Origin of the sequence: Arenibacter flavimaris, from assembly GCF_030291335.1 — a bacterium.
In the GTDB taxonomy this organism is placed as follows: domain Bacteria; phylum Bacteroidota; class Bacteroidia; order Flavobacteriales; family Flavobacteriaceae; genus Arenibacter.
The window spans coordinates 101,663-121,681 of sequence record NZ_JASWIM010000012.1; the positions used below are offsets into that span (position 1 = coordinate 101,663).

Annotated in this window: 22 protein-coding genes; 16 read left to right on the forward strand and 6 right to left on the reverse strand. The window is 39.7% G+C overall.

The window, feature by feature from the left end; all coding sequences use genetic code 11:
- Positions 1 to 3 precede the first annotated feature (3 nt).
- The 4 genes from upp to QSE00_RS11265 form a co-directional block, all read right to left on the reverse strand.
- The gene (gene upp / locus QSE00_RS11250; protein WP_110356779.1) at positions 4 to 657 is read right to left on the reverse strand and encodes a uracil phosphoribosyltransferase; all 654 of its coding nucleotides are present in this window, start codon (positions 655 to 657) and stop codon (positions 4 to 6) included.
- Entirely contained in the window at positions 654 to 1,757 is a 1,104-nt protein-coding gene (locus QSE00_RS11255) for a site-2 protease family protein (RefSeq protein ID WP_110356778.1), read from the reverse strand. The genes upp and QSE00_RS11255 overlap by 4 nt, the downstream gene beginning before the upstream one ends.
- A gap of 163 nt (positions 1,758 to 1,920) precedes the next feature.
- Complete coding sequence (locus QSE00_RS11260; protein WP_110356777.1) at positions 1,921 to 2,679, reverse strand: SDR family NAD(P)-dependent oxidoreductase; 759 nt, start codon at positions 2,677 to 2,679, stop codon at positions 1,921 to 1,923.
- Between the two features lie 2 nt (positions 2,680 to 2,681).
- Positions 2,682 to 3,320, reverse strand: a complete 639-nt coding sequence (locus tag QSE00_RS11265; protein WP_146216326.1) for a WG repeat-containing protein — start codon at positions 3,318 to 3,320, stop codon at positions 2,682 to 2,684.
- Positions 3,321 to 3,811: 491 nt separating this feature from the next.
- Between QSE00_RS11265 and QSE00_RS11270 the strand changes: the two genes are divergently transcribed.
- Positions 3,812 to 4,636: a universal stress protein gene (locus tag QSE00_RS11270; RefSeq protein ID WP_286106023.1), complete on the forward strand. Its 825-nt coding sequence runs from the start codon at positions 3,812 to 3,814 to the stop codon at positions 4,634 to 4,636.
- A gap of 33 nt (positions 4,637 to 4,669) precedes the next feature.
- Here QSE00_RS11270 and QSE00_RS11275 read toward each other — a convergent pair whose 3' ends face one another.
- Complete coding sequence (locus tag QSE00_RS11275) at positions 4,670 to 5,074, reverse strand: hypothetical protein (protein WP_286106024.1); 405 nt, start codon at positions 5,072 to 5,074, stop codon at positions 4,670 to 4,672.
- A gap of 92 nt (positions 5,075 to 5,166) precedes the next feature.
- On the opposite strand from QSE00_RS11275, the gene QSE00_RS11280 reads away from it, so the two are divergent.
- The 7 genes from QSE00_RS11280 to QSE00_RS11310 all read left to right on the forward strand — a co-directional run bounded on the left by QSE00_RS11280 (position 5,167) and on the right by QSE00_RS11310 (position 12,457).
- Positions 5,167 to 6,678: a sensor histidine kinase gene (locus QSE00_RS11280; RefSeq protein ID WP_286106025.1), complete on the forward strand. Its 1,512-nt coding sequence runs from the start codon at positions 5,167 to 5,169 to the stop codon at positions 6,676 to 6,678.
- Between the two features lie 7 nt (positions 6,679 to 6,685).
- Complete coding sequence (locus QSE00_RS11285; protein ID WP_286106026.1) at positions 6,686 to 7,738, forward strand: response regulator; 1,053 nt, start codon at positions 6,686 to 6,688, stop codon at positions 7,736 to 7,738.
- Positions 7,739 to 7,836: 98 nt separating this feature from the next.
- Positions 7,837 to 8,673: a universal stress protein gene (locus QSE00_RS11290; protein WP_286106027.1), complete on the forward strand. Its 837-nt coding sequence runs from the start codon at positions 7,837 to 7,839 to the stop codon at positions 8,671 to 8,673.
- Positions 8,674 to 8,768: 95 nt separating this feature from the next.
- Positions 8,769 to 9,614: a universal stress protein gene (locus QSE00_RS11295; protein WP_286106028.1), complete on the forward strand. Its 846-nt coding sequence runs from the start codon at positions 8,769 to 8,771 to the stop codon at positions 9,612 to 9,614.
- A gap of 17 nt (positions 9,615 to 9,631) precedes the next feature.
- Positions 9,632 to 10,480, forward strand: coding sequence for a universal stress protein (locus tag QSE00_RS11300; protein ID WP_286106029.1), 849 nt, complete (start codon positions 9,632 to 9,634; stop codon positions 10,478 to 10,480).
- Between the two features lie 156 nt (positions 10,481 to 10,636).
- Positions 10,637 to 11,497, forward strand: coding sequence for a universal stress protein (locus tag QSE00_RS11305; RefSeq protein ID WP_286106030.1), 861 nt, complete (start codon positions 10,637 to 10,639; stop codon positions 11,495 to 11,497).
- A gap of 120 nt (positions 11,498 to 11,617) precedes the next feature.
- Positions 11,618 to 12,457: a universal stress protein gene (locus tag QSE00_RS11310; RefSeq protein ID WP_286106031.1), complete on the forward strand. Its 840-nt coding sequence runs from the start codon at positions 11,618 to 11,620 to the stop codon at positions 12,455 to 12,457.
- 43 nt (positions 12,458 to 12,500) lie between these two features.
- Here QSE00_RS11310 and trxA read toward each other — a convergent pair whose 3' ends face one another.
- Positions 12,501 to 12,800, reverse strand: coding sequence for a thioredoxin (trxA, locus tag QSE00_RS11315; RefSeq protein ID WP_110356766.1), 300 nt, complete (start codon positions 12,798 to 12,800; stop codon positions 12,501 to 12,503).
- 114 nt (positions 12,801 to 12,914) lie between these two features.
- On the opposite strand from trxA, the gene QSE00_RS11320 reads away from it, so the two are divergent.
- From QSE00_RS11320 to QSE00_RS11355, 8 genes are all read left to right on the forward strand, one after another.
- The gene (locus QSE00_RS11320) at positions 12,915 to 13,751 is read left to right on the forward strand and encodes a universal stress protein (protein ID WP_110356765.1); all 837 of its coding nucleotides are present in this window, start codon (positions 12,915 to 12,917) and stop codon (positions 13,749 to 13,751) included.
- A 10-nt stretch (positions 13,752 to 13,761) separates the two neighbouring features.
- Positions 13,762 to 14,607, forward strand: coding sequence for a universal stress protein (locus QSE00_RS11325; RefSeq protein ID WP_286106032.1), 846 nt, complete (start codon positions 13,762 to 13,764; stop codon positions 14,605 to 14,607).
- Positions 14,608 to 14,669: 62 nt separating this feature from the next.
- The gene (locus QSE00_RS11330) at positions 14,670 to 15,515 is read left to right on the forward strand and encodes a universal stress protein (RefSeq protein WP_286106033.1); all 846 of its coding nucleotides are present in this window, start codon (positions 14,670 to 14,672) and stop codon (positions 15,513 to 15,515) included.
- A gap of 169 nt (positions 15,516 to 15,684) precedes the next feature.
- Positions 15,685 to 16,098 carry a hypothetical protein gene (locus tag QSE00_RS11335; protein ID WP_286106034.1) on the forward strand — a complete coding sequence of 138 codons (414 nt, stop codon included), beginning with the start codon at positions 15,685 to 15,687 and terminating at the stop codon, positions 16,096 to 16,098.
- 70 nt (positions 16,099 to 16,168) lie between these two features.
- Complete coding sequence (locus QSE00_RS11340) at positions 16,169 to 17,068, forward strand: mechanosensitive ion channel family protein (protein WP_286106035.1); 900 nt, start codon at positions 16,169 to 16,171, stop codon at positions 17,066 to 17,068.
- 1 nt (position 17,069) lies between these two features.
- Positions 17,070 to 17,915: a restriction endonuclease gene (locus QSE00_RS11345; protein ID WP_286106036.1), complete on the forward strand. Its 846-nt coding sequence runs from the start codon at positions 17,070 to 17,072 to the stop codon at positions 17,913 to 17,915.
- Between the two features lie 3 nt (positions 17,916 to 17,918).
- Positions 17,919 to 19,304, forward strand: coding sequence for an MBL fold metallo-hydrolase RNA specificity domain-containing protein (locus QSE00_RS11350; RefSeq protein WP_286106037.1), 1,386 nt, complete (start codon positions 17,919 to 17,921; stop codon positions 19,302 to 19,304).
- A 254-nt stretch (positions 19,305 to 19,558) separates the two neighbouring features.
- Positions 19,559 to 19,966 carry a hypothetical protein gene (locus tag QSE00_RS11355; protein WP_286106038.1) on the forward strand — a complete coding sequence of 136 codons (408 nt, stop codon included), beginning with the start codon at positions 19,559 to 19,561 and terminating at the stop codon, positions 19,964 to 19,966.
- The last annotated feature ends 53 nt before the right edge of the window (positions 19,967 to 20,019 follow it).

Here is a 20,019-nt window from a genome sequence, read left to right on the forward strand (position 1 = left end):
TGGCTATAGTTTCACCCCAAAAGCCAAATCCCCAGCATCCCCAATACCGGGAACAATATAGCCTTTACTATTTAACCGATTATCTATGGCTGCTATCCACAATTGGGTGTTCTTTGGAAAAACTGTCGTAATATGGTCTATTCCTGATTGGGAACCAATTACCGATATAATATGAATCTGCTTGGGCCTGCCATGGTCCCTTAAGGCATTTAAAACATTTTCCAAGGTTTTACCGGTGGCCAACATTGGATCAGTAAGTACCAAGGTTTTATTTTCCAAGGATGGAGCGGCAAAATAATTCACTATGACCTCAAAAGCATCCTCATCTCCACGGTGGTGTCTAAAAGCCGAAATAAAAGCATTTTCCGCATTGTCAAAATAATTTAACAAACCCTGGTGTAAAGGAAGTCCGGCGCGTAAAACGGAACAAAGCACCAGATCATCAATGGGAATGGACATATCTTTGGTTCCCAGAGGGGTTACAACTGTATGGTCCTTATAGTTCAGGGTTTTGCTTAGTTCGTAGGCCAGAATTTCCCCAATACGTTCAATATTTCGCCTAAAGCGCATGCTATCGAGCTGTATCTTGGCATCCCTAATTTCCGAAACAAATTTATTAAGTAGTGAATTTCTTTCCCCTAAACCGTGTATGATCATGAATTATCTATTTTATTCCAAGATACAGATTTAAACAAAATAAACTCCCCAATATTGACCATGTCTATGGCACCTATTAACTTTGAATTCCGTGTAACGGGAAAAAAGCTCTTCTTTTCCTTTCCTACCAATTCCAATACTTTAAGGATTTCTGTAGACTCATCAACTGCCGTGAATGTTTTGTCCATTATATCCCTTACCAGAATTGAAGGGGTCTTGGCGTTCTTAATTATATCTTTTTGGGTTATTATTCCCAATATATCCTTGTCCTGGGCTACCACAAAATCCTTTTCCGTACTTGCCAGAAGAATATCTATAACCTCCTGCACATTATTATCCGGACGCAGTACCGTTATATTGGTCAATGTAGCTTCCTTTACCAGATGCCCTTGCAGCAGGGAGTTTTGCTTCACCATTTGGTTCTCGCCACGTGCCCCGAAGAAGATAAAAAAGGCAATCAGGATTAAAAAAGGGTTAACGAAAAATCCGAGTATAAAGAAAACAACGGCCAAGGCCTGGCCAATACTGGCTGCAATATTTGTTGCCTCCACTCGGCTCAATCTAAAGGCCAATAAGGCCCTAAGTACCCGACCACCATCCATCGGAAATGCAGGAATAAGATTAAACACTACCAACATTACATTGGCTATAAAAAGATAAAAAAGGAAATTCTGCAGGTTGGGGGCATAGAGCATCTCCTCCACCAAAATATTATCAAAATTAAAATAACTCTTAACAGGAATTATAAGAGCCAATACAATGGCTATTACTACATTAACGGCTGGGCCCGCCAAGGCTACAAGCAGTTCCTGCCCAGGTTTTTCGGGCATTTTTTCCAAAGTGGCCACACCACCAATTGGCAGTAATATAATTCTTTGGGTCTTAATCCCAAATTTTCTGGCGGTCAGGGCATGACCCAGTTCATGGAGTACTACACAAGCCATTAACACCAAAATAAATCCTTGGTTAACTGCTACCCTTTCGAGGTTTCCGCTATTCCGAAACTCAATAAAACCAGCCCAAATCAATAATAAGGCAAATGTCCAATGTACCTCCAATCGGATACCTGCCACCTTTCCCAACTTTAAAAAACCCTTCATAATCAAAATTTTGATGAAGATATTTCTGTAAAGCGACTTAGACAATGACAATTATCATATGTGGGAATGCTGTTGTTGACCACGTCCTTATTTAGCCCATACCCAAACATCAAAAAGCTATAATTTACCGGTGGACTTGAGTATAAAATAGAAAAGTAACTGTTTAACTTAACATACCCCCATCCACTACATGGGTAGTACCTGTGATATATTTGCTCTCGTCCGAGGCCAAAAAAAGCGCCATAGCCGCAATCTCACTAGATTCTGCATATCGTTTTAAAGGTACCGCTGCTTCAAAGCCTTTCATAATATCATTGGGACTTTCAGGGGACATATCATTTTCCAGCCGTCTCATCATATTATTATTGACAGGACCCGGATGAATGGTATTCACGCGAATATTACGGTTGGCATTTTCTTTGGCCGCTACCCTCATTAAGCCTACTACGGCATGTTTACTGGCCACATAGGCCCCCAATCCGGAAAAACCCCTTAAGCCAGCCACGGAAGAAGTGATTATTACACTTCCACCTTGTTTCATTTTTGGAATTACATGCTTGCAACCTAGCCACACCCCCTTAAGATTGACCCCGATTACCTTATCAAAAATCTCCTCCGGATATTCGGCAATTGGTTTGGAAGTACCTTCAATCCCTGCATTGGCAAAAAATATATCTATCCTCCCATGACGCTCAAGGATTGTCTCTACAAACTTTTCGTTGTCCAGCGCTTTTGAAACATCGGCAACACAAATAGACAAATTCTCGTCATCTACGGCCAGGGTTGCCTTTTCCAAAACTTCCCTATCGATATCCACAATTACAACCTTGGCACCTTCCTGTAAAAACAATTTAGCCGTGGCCAATCCAATTCCTCCAGCACCACCCGTAATAACGGCAACTTTATCCTTTAATCTTAACATAATCAATTATTTAAAGTTATTTTCCTCACTTCCCAACCTTCATCCTGGGAGTATACCCCGACCAAACCTTTCGATAATTGTTTTACCCCTACCGAAGGCCTCCTGTACCTTTTTTTGGTCATTTGGATATTGTTCCTTCTATTGAAGAACTCCACAATTTCCCCTGAAGTATCCAGCATAACATCGTGAAACTTAAATTCGTAAATATCTAGATTAAATTCATTTTTTCCCTTCATGGATTTCTCAAAAAGAACCCCTGTGGTAAAACCATTATCAAAGGGGTAAACATTTAGCAGCTGGGGTTCCAGTACTACATTTCCCTTGGTATCGATAAATCCGTAAACGGGCACACCATCCTCCACCATTTTGGTGATCAGACACCTTCCTTCATTAAACATGGGATATTGGACCCCTGAAATATCCTTTTTTGTGGTATCGGCATCACGGTTCCAATAAATGTCGCTGCGAAAATTAATGACCATTTGACCTTCTTCGTTAATAAACCCCCATTGATCCCCTTGTCGAACAGCCGCGAGTCCTTCACTAAATGGAGCTATTTCATCAATATTTTTAATGGTTTGGGAATGGAATACATTGGGAAGCATTAACATTACAAATACTGTTATTATAATTTTTTTCATGGCTTTGAATTTTATTTCCACTAAAGTAGTATATGAAAATTCAGTATAAAATGACCAATGTCAGTAATCCGAAAATAACTTTTACCAGCTCGGTCCCCCGCCCTTTTTAAAGGTTTTATAAAGGCATACAAAGCATAAAGGAATGTTGTGCCCTACCGGTCCAAGTATCCTCAAAATGTTTTAATTAAAATTGGGGTTAGTGACCAATGTCATTTTAAATGGTTCGGCTACTGTTTATTTTTGTTTCGGTAGATCAAAGCCTTATACCATCACTTGGGTCTGGACCAACCACAATTGACGATTTTGCAAAGGGGACCACAACTACCCATTAATAAAAGGTATTGAACCTAGATCTCGCCGAAAAAGGCGGGATTAGTTGAACCTGCAATTTTAAGTGCGTCTTACCGACTTCTCAAAATTGAGTTTCACTAATAAATTGACAGAGTTGACAAAAATAGACCTAAGAGGAGTACAACCATAAACAAAATATAATGAAACACTTATTGGTACCAGTAGATTTCTCAGAACACTCTGCCTATGCCCTAGAGGTAGCTGCCGGCATTGCAAAACAGCAAAACGCGGATATTACCCTAATCCATATGCTGGGAATTTCAGAAGCAGTGATTGCCGAAGATGATTTATTGGAGTATGAGGAAGCCAAATACTTTATGGGACTTGCAAAGAAAAAATTTAAAAGCTTCTTGGACAAACCCTATTTAAAAGATATCACTATTCGTAAAATAGTGCAGAACTACAAGGTATTCAGTGAACTCAATAATGTTGCCAAGGAACAAAATATAGATCTGATCGTAATGGGTTCGCACGGCAGTACGGGCTTCAATGAAATTTTCATCGGTTCCAATACCGATAAGGTAGTACGCACTTCCGATGTCCCCGTTTTGGTTATAAAAGGACAAAATTCCAATTTCACCATACGAAATATCCTATTTGCCTGCAGTTATTCGGAAGATATGATCGTGGCGTATAAAAATGTTAAGCTAATGGCAGAAAAATTTTCGGCCAAACTAAAATTGGTCTACATCAACACCCCCTATCAGGATTTTTTGAGTACACCTGAAGCTGAGAATCGCATAGCCAAATTTATGTTGAAGGCCGGGGACACCAAATCCAAAGTAGAGGTATACAATGACCACAGCGTGGAAGTTGGCATACTGAATTTCAGCAAGACCGAAGATTTTGATCTCCTCGCACTACCAACACATGGCAGAAAAGGCCTTTCACATTTCTTGCTTGGAAGTATTGGTGAGGATATTGCAAACAAAGCCGGACTACCGGTTATGACATTTAAGATCTGAACAGGAATCGGAATCCCAACCCCATCCAAAGTTCTATTTCTTTAGCAAAAGTTCCAATTTGCCCAACATTACCAATTCTGCCTTGTTTTTTCCTGCGAAACTATTGGAAATGGCATGGGCCGTATCCAAAATAAGCACCTTGATAAACGCGGTGAACAAACCCCCATTATCTTTATAGAACTCCTTAAAACTTTCATAGCACACTTCACTATCCAGATCATTTTCCATAGACCAATCGAATACCGATTCGATTTGAAAGGCCGCGTCCGTACCAAATTCATCCTCCAACCCATCAACCTCCAACCAGTATTTTATAATGAACGACCTAAGCTTGCTTATTTCCTTACCATGAACGCGGGAGTCTGCCTTGGCGATGGCATAGAATAATTCTCCAAGATTTTCATACAATTTCTTACCTATTGCCTTTGAATTTTTCATTTTCTTATTGTTGAAGATAACAAGCTAAAATTAGCGCATAACCCTATTTTTTTATATGACAATAATCAGTTTAAAAATTTTATCTTTGGATAATGCAGGCCTTTCAAAAAAACAGTGACATATTCAATCTACTTTCCGAAGGGGTATCCGAAGGAATTATTGTTGTAAATACCCAACAGATTATAGTAGCCACTAATTCCTCTACCGGATTAATGTTTGGTTATAATAAGGGCGAGCTCCTCGGAAAACCCTTGGACACCCTTATTCCAAGAAGGTTCCACAAGCATCATGGAGACCATGTGGAAGACTTTATCGAAAAAAGTGAACGCAGGCAAATGGGTAAGGGAAGGGATTTGCATGGAGTACGAAAAAACGGCGAGGAATTTCCAGTTGAGGCGGGCCTAAACCCTTTTGAGCTATATGGCGAAACCTATGTAATGGCCTTGGTAATAGATATTACCGAACGTAAGATCAAAGAAAGGGAACTTAGCCATTGGGCCAGAATATTTGATGAGTCCTTAAACGAAATTTACGTTTTCGATGCCATTACACAACATTTTGTAAGTGTAAACAAAGAGGCCCTTCGAAATATGGGCTATGACTTGGAGGAATTTAAGGCCATGAAGCCTTTGGATATAAAGCCCTATATGGATGCAACACAATTCCAAGGGCTTATAGAGCCTTTGCTTTCCGGGGCAAGGGACAAGGTGAAATTTGAAACCGACCATCAAAGAAAGGACGGATCCATATATCCCGTGGAAGTACATTTGCAGCTATCCACATTTGGTGAAAGGGATGTTATAGTTGCCATAATCCTCGATATTACGGAACGTAGGAATTATACCGAAAAACTAGAAAAAAAAGTCCAGGAACGCACCAAACAACTTACCGAAGCCCTGGCCAAAGAGAAGGAATTGAACGAACTTAAAACTCGCTTCCTCTCCTTGGTTTCCCATGAATTCAAAACCCCTTTGAGCAGCATACTTACCTCCATAACCTTATTGGCCAAGTATACCGAAAGTCACCAACAGGATAAGCGGGACAAACATGTGGAAACCATAAAGAACAAAGTACGTTATCTGGATACCATTTTAACCGATTTTCTTTCCGTGGAACGCTTGGATTCCGGAAAGGTAAATTACAAGATCGAAACCTTCCCCCTAAGCAAAATTATAAACGAGGTAGTCTATGGTGCCAACATGCTCCTTAAGGCGGGCCAAACCATTCAATATCCAGAGAATATCGACGACATTTTTATCAGATTTGATGAAAAAACATTGGAACTGGCCTTGTCCAACCTGATCCACAATGCCATTAAATATTCCCCTGAAGATACAACCATTAGCCTAGCGGTCAGTAAGGAAAAAAACAATGTATTAATTAAAGTCATAGACCGTGGGATTGGTATTCCTGTCGAGGACCAAAAACATATTTTCAATCGATATTTCAGGGCGGAAAATGCATTATTGAACCAAGGCACGGGCATTGGACTCAACATTGCCAAACAGCATTTGGAGAATCTTGGCGCCACCATTGAATTCACTAGTGAAGAAAACAAAGGATCTATTTTTACCATAGTGATCCCTTTAGAAAATATAAATTGAAAGAACAATGAAGACTATTCTATTGATCGAGGACGATAGGGCCTTACGTGAAAACACCGAAGAGCTTTTGGAGCTTTCAGGCTATAGTATGATTACCGCCCCCAACGGTAAAATTGGTATTCAATTGGCAAAGGAAAAACTACCCGATATTATCGTCTGTGACATTATGATGCCGGAAGTAGATGGTTATGGTGTATTGAAAGACCTGTCATCAGATGAAAAAACCAAACATATTCCCTTTATATTCCTATCTGCCAAAACCGAACACAAAGAGATACGGCGAGGAATGGATCTGGGCGCGGACGATTACCTTACCAAGCCTTTTGAAGAGGAAGACCTCGTAAATGCCATTGAAAGCCGTTTGGCCAAAGTGGAACTCTTGGGGCGAATGGCACAGGACGCAAAATCAGACCCCTCCAACCCGGAAGATCAGATTCGTACCTTGAACGAGTTGAAGAATTTTTTTGACGACAATGGCGAACCTAGTAGTTTCCCCCAAGGAAGCTCCATCTACCTAGAAGGTACCTATTCGCATAAAATATATCTTATCCTAAAAGGGGTAGTAAAATGCCATACAATGGACGAGGATGGAAAAGAGCTGATTACTTCCCTTTATAGGGCCGATGACTTTTTGGGATTTACCTCCTTTATAGACAATATTCCATACCAAGAATCGGCAACTGCCATTGAGGATACGGAACTGGCCGGAATTTCCAAGGAAAATTTAAAGCAAGTACTGGAAAAGAACCACAATATCTCCTTGGAACTAATGGAACTGCTTTCTGGAAATATTAAGGACATAAAACAACAATTGTTGCAAATGGCCTACAGTTCCGTTCGTAAAAAAACCGCCCAAACCTTGTTGCAATTTGCAGAAATAATGAATAAAAAAACCGAAGACCCCATTAAAATCTCCCGAAATGATTTGGCTAGTGTAGCCGGTATTGCTACCGAAAGCCTTATTCGTACGCTTTCCGGATTCAAAAAAGAAGGGCTCATAGATATCGAAGGAAGGAATATCCGTATCAAGGAATTAAAGGCCCTGCAGTACATAAATTAAGTATATTCTTACTCTATATTTTATTCAAACTGACCAATGTCATATTTCATTTTTGGCCTTAAGTATAATTTTGCTCCCAAATGGACATATAATATTGAATGAAGAGTATACTGTTCCCCACCGATTTTTCCCAAAATTCCAGAAATGCCATTGAATATGCCATAAAGCTGTTTAAAGATGCTCCCTGTAATTTTTACGTACTCCATGTTGATGCACTGAGTCAATCCGGTGTGGATAGCAATTCCCTTATTATGCCGCCCAAAGTAGCCAATTTACCCCATAGGGATAACCTTGCTGCTACCTTTGCACACATAAAGACCCTTAGCACCAATAAGGAACATCACTTTATTGCCCTCCATGAGTTTGGAAATCTCATAGATATTATTCGCAAGACCGTATTGGACAAAAAGATAGATTTGATTGTCATGGGCACCAAAGGGGCCTCGGGCTTAAAAGAAACCATCTTAGGGAGTAATAGCGGCAATGTCTTGACCAAAGTACCCTGTAATCTATTGATGATTCCAGAAAAGGCCGTTCAAAAAAATCCCAAAGAAATTGCCTTTCCTACCGATTACAATATCTTCTATTCCCACTCTATTCTGGAGGCAATTTCCCAAATGATCCATCTCACCCAAGCTAAGCTAAGAGTTGTTAATGTCTCCAAGCCCGGTGTTCCTTTAAACAATGTCCAAAATCAGAATATGACCTATTTGAAGGACTATTTGTTGGAGCTTTATGAAAAATCGCATAGCATCCATCATCTAAAACACGATAGGGTTAAAAGTGCCATTGAACAATTTGTGGTCAACGAGAAAATAGATCTGGTAATCATGGTGGCCAAAAACCTCAATTTCCTTCAACAACTGCTGTTCGACACCACCATTAAAAAGATTAGTTTTCAGACCAGCGTTCCCCTACTGGTTTTGCACGAATAAATTTATCCAAATAAATCGATGTTGGGCTACTGATAAATGTCATAGGTTTTATAGGTCGCTACCAATAACTTTGGTAAGTACACAAAAGAAAACCTATGAGAACAGTTCTGATTCCTACCGATTTTTCCAACAGCGCAATGCATGCCATAGATTATGCACTAAATCTATATAAATGTGAACGCACCAATTTCTACTTTTTGCACGCTTATGCAGACGAGGTTTATGGTCCGTACAAGACCAATGGGGAATCCTCCATACAAGTGCAAAAAGAAACGGTAGAAAAGAATACCGATGAGGCATTAAAAGACCTGATTCAAAAACTTACCGCTAGGGAGAACAACCCAAAACACTCTTATGAAACACTCTCTGCATTCGACACCTTGGTAGATGCTGTCAATGATTTTGTCAACCAAATAAATGTAGACTTGGTAATTATGGGTACCAAAGGTAAAACTGCCGACAAAAAAATTACTTTCGGCAGCCATACAGTGCAGGTTTTCAAATACGTACAGTGCCCCGTGCTCGCTGTACCACTGGACTATAAGTTCCAACAGCCAAAGAAAATATTGTTTCCCACAGATTATATGCTGCCTTACAAGCGAAGGGAATTGAAGTTGTTGAATACCTTGGCATCCGAATTTAAATCGGAAATACATTGCCTACACCTTTCAGACTTTGATGATTTAAGCACAAGACAGATAGATAACCAACGCTTCCTTAAGGAATCTTTGGCAGAGGCGTATTTATTTTTTGAACGACGCCCCACCAAGAATAAGGCGGAAGCTATAATGGATTACATTAAAAAAAATAACATCAATCTATTGGTCATGGTAAACTCGCGCCATTCATTCCTGGAGGATATGCTTTACAGATCCACGGTAGACGAAATTGGGCTACGATTAAAACTGCCATTTTTGGTGATGCAGAATCTACCCAGATAATTTTAAAAGCTAAAAGGATGAAAAAAATTCTATTGCCTACCGATTTTTCCGACAATGCCTGGAATGCCATATTTACAGCATTAAAACTCTATGCGGATGTCCCATGCAAATTTATCATTTTACATGCCTACGAACCAAAAGCCATGAACATGTTGGGGCAAAAAAGTCAACAGCGATTGGGCGTCATTTATGACTCCCTAGCACAGTATTCGGCCCAGGAACTAGATAAAATTTTAGCTTACCTCAATCAAAACCACAACAACCCGAACCACTTTTTTGAAACCATTTCCAAATCCGACACTTTGGAAGGATCCGTTAGGGATATAGTTTCTAATAACGACATAGACCTCATAGTAATGGGCACCCAAGGCGTCACCGGGGCAAAGGAAATCTTTATGGGAAGCAATACGGTAAGAGTCTTAAAACAACTTAAAAATATTTCCATAATAGTAGTGCCCAAGAACTATAACTTCCAAAAGTTAAAAACACTGGTCTTTCCAACGGATTATACTAGAAAGTTTGAAAAGTTTGGGCTATTGCCCATGACAGAATTAACAAACCTTTGGAATGCAACAATACAGGTAATCCATGTAGCGGTAGAATTTATTCTCACCGATGTCCAGAAAACGAACCTGCATATTCTGGAAGAACGATTGGCCGATACCACATATTCCCTTAATGAAGTAAGATTCGACACCAATATTGTGCAAAGTGTTGAGCAGTATGTCAACAAATCCAGGGCAGACCTACTTGCCATGGTGAGATACCACCATAGCTTTTGGGAAAGAATTATAGAGGAGCCTGTTGTTAAAAAAATAGCCTTCCATTCCATGGTGCCGGTCTTGTTCCTTCCCGGGCAAACCTAGGAAGACAATCAAAAGCTGTTCCAACATTGATATGGTCCCATGTTTCCGAAAATTAGTTCATAAACGGTCTTACTATTATTAAACCCCTAAAGGCTACACCCTCCAGGTAGAATTATTTGCACAGGGTGGCCCCAAATACACGGTAAATAAAAAAGTATGAAAGCAAAACATATACTCCTGCCAACGGATTTCTCTGCAAACGCCCGCAATGCCATAGACTACGCGGTATACCTATTTGAAAAAGTGGAATGTGTTTTCCATATTTTACATGCCTTTGAAGTTGGCCCGTCCAATTTGAGCAGTACTATGGGCAAGGCTAAAGACACTCGCTTATTTAGAGCTATAAAAGATGAATCCCAGAGAGACATAAAATCCCTAATGGACGAATTGAAATCGGTAAACAAAAATAGCTTGCACTCCTTCAACGGATTGAGTATCGCCGACTCCTTGGTAAACGCCATTGGCAGAACCACCATAGATAAAGATGTACAATATATTTTTATGGGAACCAAAGGTTCCTCTGCTCTCAAAGAAGTATTTATGGGCAGCAACACGCTAAGGGTGATACAAAAAATAGACTTCTGCCCTATTATTGCCGTTCCTGGGAAATATGATTTTGAGGCCCCTAAGGAAATAGCCTTTGCCACAAATTTTGAACATATATATAGTGAGGTAGAATTGGTACCGCTTTTGGAATTGGCTAAATTATGGGACTCTAAAATTACCATTGTGCATATCGGTATCGGTAAAGAATTGCACCCCCACCAACAAACTGCCAAGGATTTATTGCCCAAAAGGTTCCTTGACATAAAATACGGTTTTGAAGAAATTAAGGGACATAAGAATATTTCAGGGGCAATAAATAACTATACCCATGTAAATGACAATATAGGAATGATAGCCATGGTAAATTATTGGCATAGTTTCTTCGAGAAACTTACCAACGAAAACGTTATTAATAGGGTAGCTTTCAATACCGAAGTACCTTTTCTAATATTTCCGTTAATTGAACCCTGAAGACTGCTATCATCATGAAATTATTACAGCCAATATGATATATGTCATTGGGGAGCAAATAAAGAGCAATTAATTTTAGTTCGTTAAAGGGAACCTTATTGAACCGTTAAATCAACTTTTATGAAAAATATATTGATACCTACCGACTTCTCTGATAATGCGTGGAATGCCATTAAGTATGGAACAGCATTGTATTCCAAAACCAGATGTACTTTTCATATCGTCCATATAAATCCTATTTCCTATAATTCCGGTGGTGAGGCAGCCATGTATGCCTCGGCAGAACTCTTGGAGGAAAATATTCTAAAGGAGAGTAAGGAGAAATTGGAAAATTTGCTTAATGAGATCGAACGTCTGCCCTTAAACACTAAGCATAGCTTTAATACTACTGCATTGTACGGGTTTTTTACAGATCATATAAAGCAAGAAGTAAAGGACAGAAATATAGACCTGATCATTATGGGAACTAAAGGTGCCAGTGGCCTTAAAGCTGTTTCCCTGGGAAGCAATACGGGCAATGTCCTTACCAAAGTACGATGTGCGGTTTTGGCCGTGCCCGAGGACGCTGAATATAACAACCCACGTGAAATAGGGTTTCCCACAGATTTCCAATTAAGTTATGATATAAAGGTGCTGAACCATATCAAGGAACTTGCGGTAATGCATAACTCCGCATTGCGCTTTCTATATGTGTCTCAAAAAGGGAAGGACCTCAGTGATCTACAAATGAAGAACAAGGAATTTATAAAGAACTATTTTAGGGAAAATGAACATTCCTTTCATACCCTTACCATAAAAAATTTGGATGATGCGGTACAGGCATTCGTTGAAAGCAGGGATTTGGATATGTTGGTTATGGTGGCCAAGAACCTAAACTTCTTGGAGCGCATCCTATTTAAACCAACGGTCGAAAAAATCAGTTACCATACCAAGATTCCATTTCTAATAGTACACGAATAAGCATGTTGGATCTCAATTGCGGGGCAATCCTTGGGGTATCCCTTTAAATATGCTGTTGCACCACCCCAACAATGTCATTCTTTTGAAGTACTCCGGATTGTCGCCAAACCTGCTTTCCGTTTTTAAACAACAACATGGTGGGTACTCCCCTTACTTGGTAAGTGTTGGCCAAGGATTGATTCTTGTCCACATCGATCTTTATAATTTTTAGGGTACTTCCCAATTCGTCCTTTACCTGTTTTAAAATGGGCGCCAACATTTTACAGGGTCCGCACCAATCCGCGTAAAAGTCGACTAGCACCGGGGTATCGGAATTGATTATATTGTTAAAACTGTCCTTCATAATTTAATTTTTAGAAAGTAAAATTACCTAAACAGAGGGAATATGAAACTGACGAATATCATGGTTTTCAAAATTCTTCCGCTTTAGATTTACCATATTAAAGTAAAAAGCACCATGAAAAGAATATTGTTACCCACTGATTTTTCAGACAACTCCATTAAGGCTATTGGCTATGCCTTGAAGATCTTTAAAAATACCAAATGTAAATTTTATCTTGTGAATACCTATTTACCTCCGGTATACAATGCGGAATATCTGGTTGGAAGTCCGGGTCTTATAGGCTTGGGTGACGTAATGCAGGAAACGTCCATGACCCAACTGGAGAAACTAAAAAGTGATTTTGAAATGGAATACAACAATCCTAATCATAGCTTTGTTGTTCAAACTGCATTTAACACCTTGGTGAACGAAGTGTTGGAAACCGTTGAATCCGAAGGTATAGATTTGGTAGTAATGGGCACCAAAGGCGCCACAGGGGCCGAGGAAATCCTCTTTGGAACCAATACCGTACATGTAATACGAAAGGCCAACTGCCCAGTATTGGTGGTACCCCCCAATTTCGAGTATGAGAATCCTTTGGAAATCCTATTTCCTACCGACTATGAAATTGAATACCAACAGGAGAGGTTAAATCCACTTTTGGAGATAGCCAATGAGCATGGATCCCAAATAAATGTGTTGCACGTATCCACAGGCTATGAACTGACGCCGGATCAAAAAAAACAAAAAAAAGGCCTTGAAAAAATGTTGGGCCACAAGGCATTATTCCATGATGTACCCAATAATGAAATTATAGACGCCATCAATACCTTCCAGGCCAAGGAAAAAATTAACCTCCTGGTCATGGTACAGAACAAACATACCTTTATGGAGCGACTTTTTATTGAACCAGTGATCAAAAAAATAGGCCTTCACGTTACCATACCGTTTTTGGTAATTCCACAATTTTAAATCGTAGATAATGAAAAATATACTTGTTGCCACCGATTTTTCCAATAATGCCTATTGTGCCCTATTCTATGCAACAAAACTTTTAGCATCGGAAACTTGTACTTTTTATATTCTAAACACCTATTCGGAACTAACCATTTCCCCCGGCAGAACACTCCCCATCCTAAATATCAAAAAACATCTAAAGGAACTGGAAACCGAGTCCAAAGAAAAGTTAACGCATACCAAGCATAAAATAGTATTGGACAATGAAAATCCCCTACATACCTTCAAGACCATTTCCCAAAAAGGCGACTTGGTAAATATCATAGCGCAAAAAATAGAGGAGTTTAAGATCGATTTGGTAACTATGGGAAACAAAGGACTTACAGAAGCAACCGATGTGTTTTTTGGGAGCAATACCATTAAGGTTGCCGATAATTTAAAATGCCCCCTATTGGCCATTCCAGGCGAAATGGATTTTCATCCCATTAAAGAAATTGCCTTTGTTACCGATTTGAGAAAGGATTGCGGCCAAGAGATTATTGACCAGCTCTTGGAAATTGCTTCTTTGTCCAATGCAACTATCAGAGTCGTTCACGTTCAGGAACAACATATACTGAACAAGAGCCAGGAGGAGAACAGAAAAAAGTTGGAAGTTGGACTGAATAAGGTAGGACACTCTTTTCAATGGATCAAGAATTTTGACGACAAAGCCAAAGTAATAGATGTTTTTTTGGAAAAATTGAAAGTGGACCTGTTCGCCATGGTTCATGAAAAGCGCAATCTTTTTGAAAAACTTACCCGGGAACCAGTGGTAAAAGATCTAAGCATGTATTCCGATATCCCATTCCTCATTCTCCCTTCCCAAGACTGACCGTTGTCATAGTAAATGTCTCGAAAGGGTATTATTTTTAATAAAACGAAAGAAGCATTGCCATGGACAAAAGAATATTAATTCCTACCGATTTCTCCAAAAATGCCCTGAACGCCACCCGCTATGCCTTGGATCTTTATGCAAGACTTAACTGCGAGTTCTATTTTTTGAACGTTTTCCGTTTGGATAGTTATACTACAAACACCCTTATAATGCCAGAACCTGGCAGTGCAGAATACGAAACTGCCAAAGGGGCATCGGAGGAAGCCTTTGCCAAATTATTGGACATGCTGGAACTACACCATGACAACCCTAAACATCGTTATCACACAATTTCTTCCTTTAATTTCCTCTCAGAAGCCATAAAACAGACCATTGCCAGCAAAGACATAGACCTGCTCATTATGGGCACCCAGGGCGCTACGGGTACCAAGGGAGTTATTTTTGGCAGTAATACGGTAAATGCCATGGAGAAAATAAGGGAGTGCCCAGTAATGGCTATTCCTGAAGAATTTCGATTTTCAACCCCCAAGGAAATTGTCTTTCCCACCAATTACAAATCTACATATAGCCGTAAGGAATTGAATTATTTAATCGAAATAGCTAAAATGCACGATACGTCAATACGTATTTTACATTTTTCCAAAAAAACTGGGTTGGATGCAGATCAAGAAACCCACAAACAACTCTTGGACGATATTCTTAAAAGTGTAGACCATAGCTTTCACACACTTACGGACAAGGACATCGCCCAGGGCATCACCTCTTTCGTAGAAAGTAGAAACAGTGACATGATAGCATTCATCAACAAAAAACATTTTCTGTTCGGTAGTATATTTTCCAGGCCATTGGTCAAAGAAATTGGTTATGATGCCATCGTTCCCATTTTGGCTTTGAACGAATCCTAAAAAACAATGTTTTACCAAAAGTAATACATATTGGTCCTTGATGTCAACCGAAATCAAAGGTTTAAGAATACCAATTATAAATATACAAGGATCTTGCTTTACTGTTGATTAGCGCATTACTCCCGATAGTTGTCGGAAGGTCTTATTACTAACAAATAAATATAATCAGATGAAAAATATTGGAATATGGATGGATAGGGAAAAAGCCCATATCATTCGTTTGGATCATAAAGACGAAAATATGGAAACCATTTTTTCGGAAGTAGAATTTTTTAACCGTAAGGGAACATCGGGTCCTAGGGTAAAATCCGGTGCAACCCAGGATGTTACCCATGACCGCACCTATTTGGAAAGGGAGAAGGCACAACTAAAATCATATTTTAAAAAACTCGTAGATGCCATAAGCGATGCGGATGCCATAGCGCTTTTTGGCCCGGCAGATACCAATGAAAAGTTTAGAAAAGAACTGTTGGAACACCACAAAAGCCTGGCAGCAAGAGTAAAAGCCGTCACCAAAGCCGATAGCATGACAGAGAACCAGACCAAAGCCTTGGTTCGTGACTTTTTTGACCCAAAAAAATAGTTGGTTATTTTTTAATTGGAGACCGCTGCAGCAAATATTGTTCTGGCGGTCTTTTTAAAATCCTTTGCCCATGAACAGTCCCCTAGACCTTATAAACGACCCCATAGTAATGCGGTTTGCCCAACTTTTTCTGTGGATACTGGCCATTGTACTTTTTATTGGGTTTCTTAGAAGGACACTTAAAAAAAGAATAGAGAACGTCTCCGTTAGATATAAGGCTCAAAAAGGGGTGGAGATTATTGGTTACGTACTAATCTCGCTCTTGATCCTAATGGCATTTACAGTTGAAAATATTAAGGACTATACCATTATTATAGGTCTGTTTACAGCTGGTATAACATTTACCCTTCAAGAATTGATCCTCAGTATTGCTGGATCCTTCTATATCTTTTTTGTAAAGGTCTATAAACCAGGGGACCGTATTGAAATTAACGGTATTAAAGGAGATGTAATAGATATAGATAGCATCTATACTACTTTAATGGAGATCGGGGAATGGGTTAGTAGTGACAACTATTCGGGTAGGATCGTCAAAATTAGCAATGCTTTTGTTTTTAAGGGTCCCATAAAGAACTATTCCATGGATTTCCCCTTTGTATGGGATGAACTCAATATATTTATAACTTATGATTCGGATGTTGCGCTTGCCAAAGAACTGGTCTTGGAAAAAGCAACGGATTATCTATCCGAATACACCAAGAAATCGTTGGCAAAATGGGAGGAAATGGTGGAGCACTATTATATAGAAAATGCCAAAATTGCCCCTACCCTGGCCATTAGTCCAACGGATAATTGGATCACTATAAATTTAAGGTATATCACAGATTATAAATTAAGGCGTATTACTAAGCACGAATTGTTCCAGCAAATTATACAGGCACTTGTGGCTACGGATGACAAAGTAAAACTAGCTTCCACCACCCTGCAACTACTAAAAATACCTGAACTGGATATTAATCTTAAGCACTGATATGGAAAAGGAAATGGACATTAAAATACTAAAATCCTCTGGGGAACGCGCCATATTTTCATTGGAGAAACTGCGTAAATCCCTTAAGCACAGTGGGGCCGACCATAATCTAGTGGAACAAATCGTAGGCCGGGTAAAGGATGAACTCTACGACGGCATCTCTACCAATGAGATTTATAATAGGGCCTATGCCCTTCTGAAAAAAAACCAATCGGTCTTTGCTTCAAAATTTAAACTAAAAAAAGCCATATACGAATTGGGACCAACAGGCTTTCCCTTTGAACGCTTTGTGGCCGCCATCTTGGAGTATTCGGGCTACCAAACCCGGGTTGATGAAATTATGAACGGTATCTGTGTAACCCATGAAATTGATGTAATAGCAGAAAAAAATGGCACTGTCACTATAATAGAGTGTAAGTTCCATTCGGAAGAAGGGCGAAACTGCAACGTTAAGATTCCCCTCTACATCCATTCCAGATATAATGATGTAAAAGCACATTGGGCCACCAAGAAAGGGGAAAATAGGCCTCTGGATAAAGGCTGGGTGGTAACCAATACCCGTTTTACCGGCGATGCCATAGCCTACGGTAAATGTGCAGGCATGTATCTATTGAGTTGGGACCTACCTTTAAATGACGGTCTTAAGGACCGTATAGATCGTCTGGGGCTTTACCCCATCACCGTATCCACCCTACTCAGCAATAGGGAAAAACAGTTTTTGTTGAGCAGGAATGTTGTGCTATGTAGGCAACTATGGAAAGATAAGTTCTTTTTGGACCATATGGGCATTAAGAACACCAGAAAGGAAAAAATCCTAAACGAAATTAAACAGCTCTGTAACCATTAAAACATGAATACTATCAAAATACATTTTCTGGGGGCCTCGGGAACCGTAACAGGCTCAAAGTTTTATTTGGAAACCCCAGAATTAAACCTAATGATCGATTGTGGCATGTTCCAAGGTCTAAAGGAACTTAGGCAACTTAATTGGTCCCCCCTTCCAATAGATGCCTCCAAAATAGATTTGGTTTTATTGACCCACGGACATCTCGACCATACAGGATACTTGCCCAGATTATTAAAAGAAGGTTTTAAAGGAAAAATTATAGGTACGGCCCCCACCTTGGCGGTTACTCGGATAATTCTTTTGGACAGTGCCAAGATACACGAAGAGGAAGCCGAACGTGCCAATAAGGAAGGGTATAGCAAGCACAACCCTGCACTCCCATTTTATACGGTAAAACAAGCCGAGCGTACTATCGATTTGTTTCAATCCAAGGAGAAGGATATTTGGATTACCCTATCGGAGCATATTCGTCTCAAATACAGATATAATGGCCATATCATCGGTGCCACCTTTATTGAACTGGAGATCTTTGGAAAAATGTTCGTTTTCTCTGGGGACGTAGGCCGATTGCAGGACTACCTTTTGGAAACCCCGGAACGTCCTAAATGGGCCGATTATCTTTTTGTGGAAAGCACCTATGGGAATAAATTACATCCAGAGGAAGATGTGGAGGAAATACTCAGCAATCTCATAAAAACAACCCTTCGGGAAAAGGGAAACCTGATTATCCCGTCCTTTGCCGTAGAGCGACTACAATCTTTAATGTATCTGCTTTGGCAATTGTATAAGAAAAATAAAATCCCCAATATTCCCATTTTTATCGATAGCCCTATGGGCAACAATGTGCTAGCTGTTTTTGAACAATTTCCACGTTGGCATAAACTGTCCACGAACGAGTATAATGCCATGTGCAATCATTTCAATATCATTACCTCTTATGCAGACACTTGGAAGACCATTGACGATCCCAGATCCAAAATTGTTATTGCTGGAAGCGGCATGGTATCGGGAGGCAGGGTTCTTACCTATTTAAAACAGTTGATAGACATCCCATCAACATCGGTTCTATTAGTAGGTTACCAAGCGGAAGGAACCCGGGGCCGCCAACTTCTGGAAGGGGCCTATGAAATAAAGCTGTTTGGAAAATATTATCCGGTTAAAGCAAAAATTCATCATTTGGAAAGTCTATCGGCCCATGCCGATCAAAGTGAGTTGTTACATTGGATGGAGGAAATTGAAAATATTCCGGAAACCGTTTTCCTTATCCATGGCGAACCTACTTCCTTGGATGCATTTAGGGTGAAGATAAAGGATGTTCACAGTTGGAAGGTGAACATTCCTAAATTGAATGAAATAGTTAAGATATTTATTAGTGAAACTCAATTTTGAGAAGTCGGTAAGACGCACTTAAAATTGCAAGTTCAACTAATCCCACATTTTTCGGCGGGATCTAGGTTCAATACCTCGACCCTAGGGTCGATTCCTATCATTGGGTTCAGGGCCTGCCTTTGTCGGCAGACAGGCCTACCTTTATCGGAAGACAGGCCTGCCCTGAGGTTTAATACCTTTTATCTAAAATGAAGATGACAATTCTCATTGCAAGTGTTTTTTCCAGTCGCTAAATTTATCCGATCTCCAGAATTATGAAAAATAAAGAACCTATTATGGACAAAGAAAAACAAGCTGCCTCATGGCACTGGAAAATACAGCAATGGAAACTGAAGTTTCAATTAATGGATGACGAAATTGTTTTTATTAAACGTTTATTGGATTCCAACGCCTTTAAGGATAACATTCCCAACCTCTTTGAACGTCTACAGGATTTTAAAACCCGGTTGCAAATAATCGACAAGAGAAATGCTGCCATAAGGGCCCAAATTTCCTTGCACGAAAACAATTTGGGTAGCGAGTTGAATGTAGGGGACAACTCCATTGGTGCGGACGACATTAAAAAAAGTAATAGTCTACAATTGAAGGTCGATGAATGTCAGGGGGATTATCAAGATCTAAAAAGCGAAATTTTTAACTATACTGGAAGCCTACTTATATAGAGCAAGCCCAAAGTGAAATAAGGGTAGTAATGACCAACGTCATATTATTTTTC

Coding starts and splice junctions, on each gene's coding strand:
- QSE00_RS11310 (WP_286106031.1), top strand. CDS start 11,618: ATGAAAAATATATTGATACCTACCGACTTCTCTGATAATGCGTGGAAT.
- QSE00_RS11275 (WP_286106024.1), bottom strand. CDS start 5,074: ATGAAAAATTCAAAGGCAATAGGTAAGAAATTGTATGAAAATCTTGGA.
- QSE00_RS11325 (WP_286106032.1), top strand. CDS start 13,762: ATGAAAAATATACTTGTTGCCACCGATTTTTCCAATAATGCCTATTGT.
- QSE00_RS11280 (WP_286106025.1), top strand. CDS start 5,167: ATGCAGGCCTTTCAAAAAAACAGTGACATATTCAATCTACTTTCCGAA.
- QSE00_RS11295 (WP_286106028.1), top strand. CDS start 8,769: ATGAGAACAGTTCTGATTCCTACCGATTTTTCCAACAGCGCAATGCAT.
- upp (WP_110356779.1), bottom strand. CDS start 657: ATGATCATACACGGTTTAGGGGAAAGAAATTCACTACTTAATAAATTT.
- QSE00_RS11305 (WP_286106030.1), top strand. CDS start 10,637: ATGAAAGCAAAACATATACTCCTGCCAACGGATTTCTCTGCAAACGCC.
- QSE00_RS11300 (WP_286106029.1), top strand. CDS start 9,632: ATGAAAAAAATTCTATTGCCTACCGATTTTTCCGACAATGCCTGGAAT.
- QSE00_RS11355 (WP_286106038.1), top strand. CDS start 19,559: ATGAAAAATAAAGAACCTATTATGGACAAAGAAAAACAAGCTGCCTCA.
- trxA (WP_110356766.1), bottom strand. CDS start 12,800: ATGAAGGACAGTTTTAACAATATAATCAATTCCGATACCCCGGTGCTA.
- QSE00_RS11265 (WP_146216326.1), bottom strand. CDS start 3,320: ATGAAAAAAATTATAATAACAGTATTTGTAATGTTAATGCTTCCCAAT.
- QSE00_RS11335 (WP_286106034.1), top strand. CDS start 15,685: ATGAAAAATATTGGAATATGGATGGATAGGGAAAAAGCCCATATCATT.
- QSE00_RS11320 (WP_110356765.1), top strand. CDS start 12,915: ATGAAAAGAATATTGTTACCCACTGATTTTTCAGACAACTCCATTAAG.
- QSE00_RS11285 (WP_286106026.1), top strand. CDS start 6,686: ATGAAGACTATTCTATTGATCGAGGACGATAGGGCCTTACGTGAAAAC.
- QSE00_RS11340 (WP_286106035.1), top strand. CDS start 16,169: ATGAACAGTCCCCTAGACCTTATAAACGACCCCATAGTAATGCGGTTT.
- QSE00_RS11270 (WP_286106023.1), top strand. CDS start 3,812: ATGAAACACTTATTGGTACCAGTAGATTTCTCAGAACACTCTGCCTAT.
- QSE00_RS11350 (WP_286106037.1), top strand. CDS start 17,919: ATGAATACTATCAAAATACATTTTCTGGGGGCCTCGGGAACCGTAACA.
- QSE00_RS11330 (WP_286106033.1), top strand. CDS start 14,670: ATGGACAAAAGAATATTAATTCCTACCGATTTCTCCAAAAATGCCCTG.
- QSE00_RS11345 (WP_286106036.1), top strand. CDS start 17,070: ATGGAAAAGGAAATGGACATTAAAATACTAAAATCCTCTGGGGAACGC.
- QSE00_RS11260 (WP_110356777.1), bottom strand. CDS start 2,679: ATGTTAAGATTAAAGGATAAAGTTGCCGTTATTACGGGTGGTGCTGGA.
- QSE00_RS11255 (WP_110356778.1), bottom strand. CDS start 1,757: ATGAAGGGTTTTTTAAAGTTGGGAAAGGTGGCAGGTATCCGATTGGAG.
- QSE00_RS11290 (WP_286106027.1), top strand. CDS start 7,837: ATGAAGAGTATACTGTTCCCCACCGATTTTTCCCAAAATTCCAGAAAT.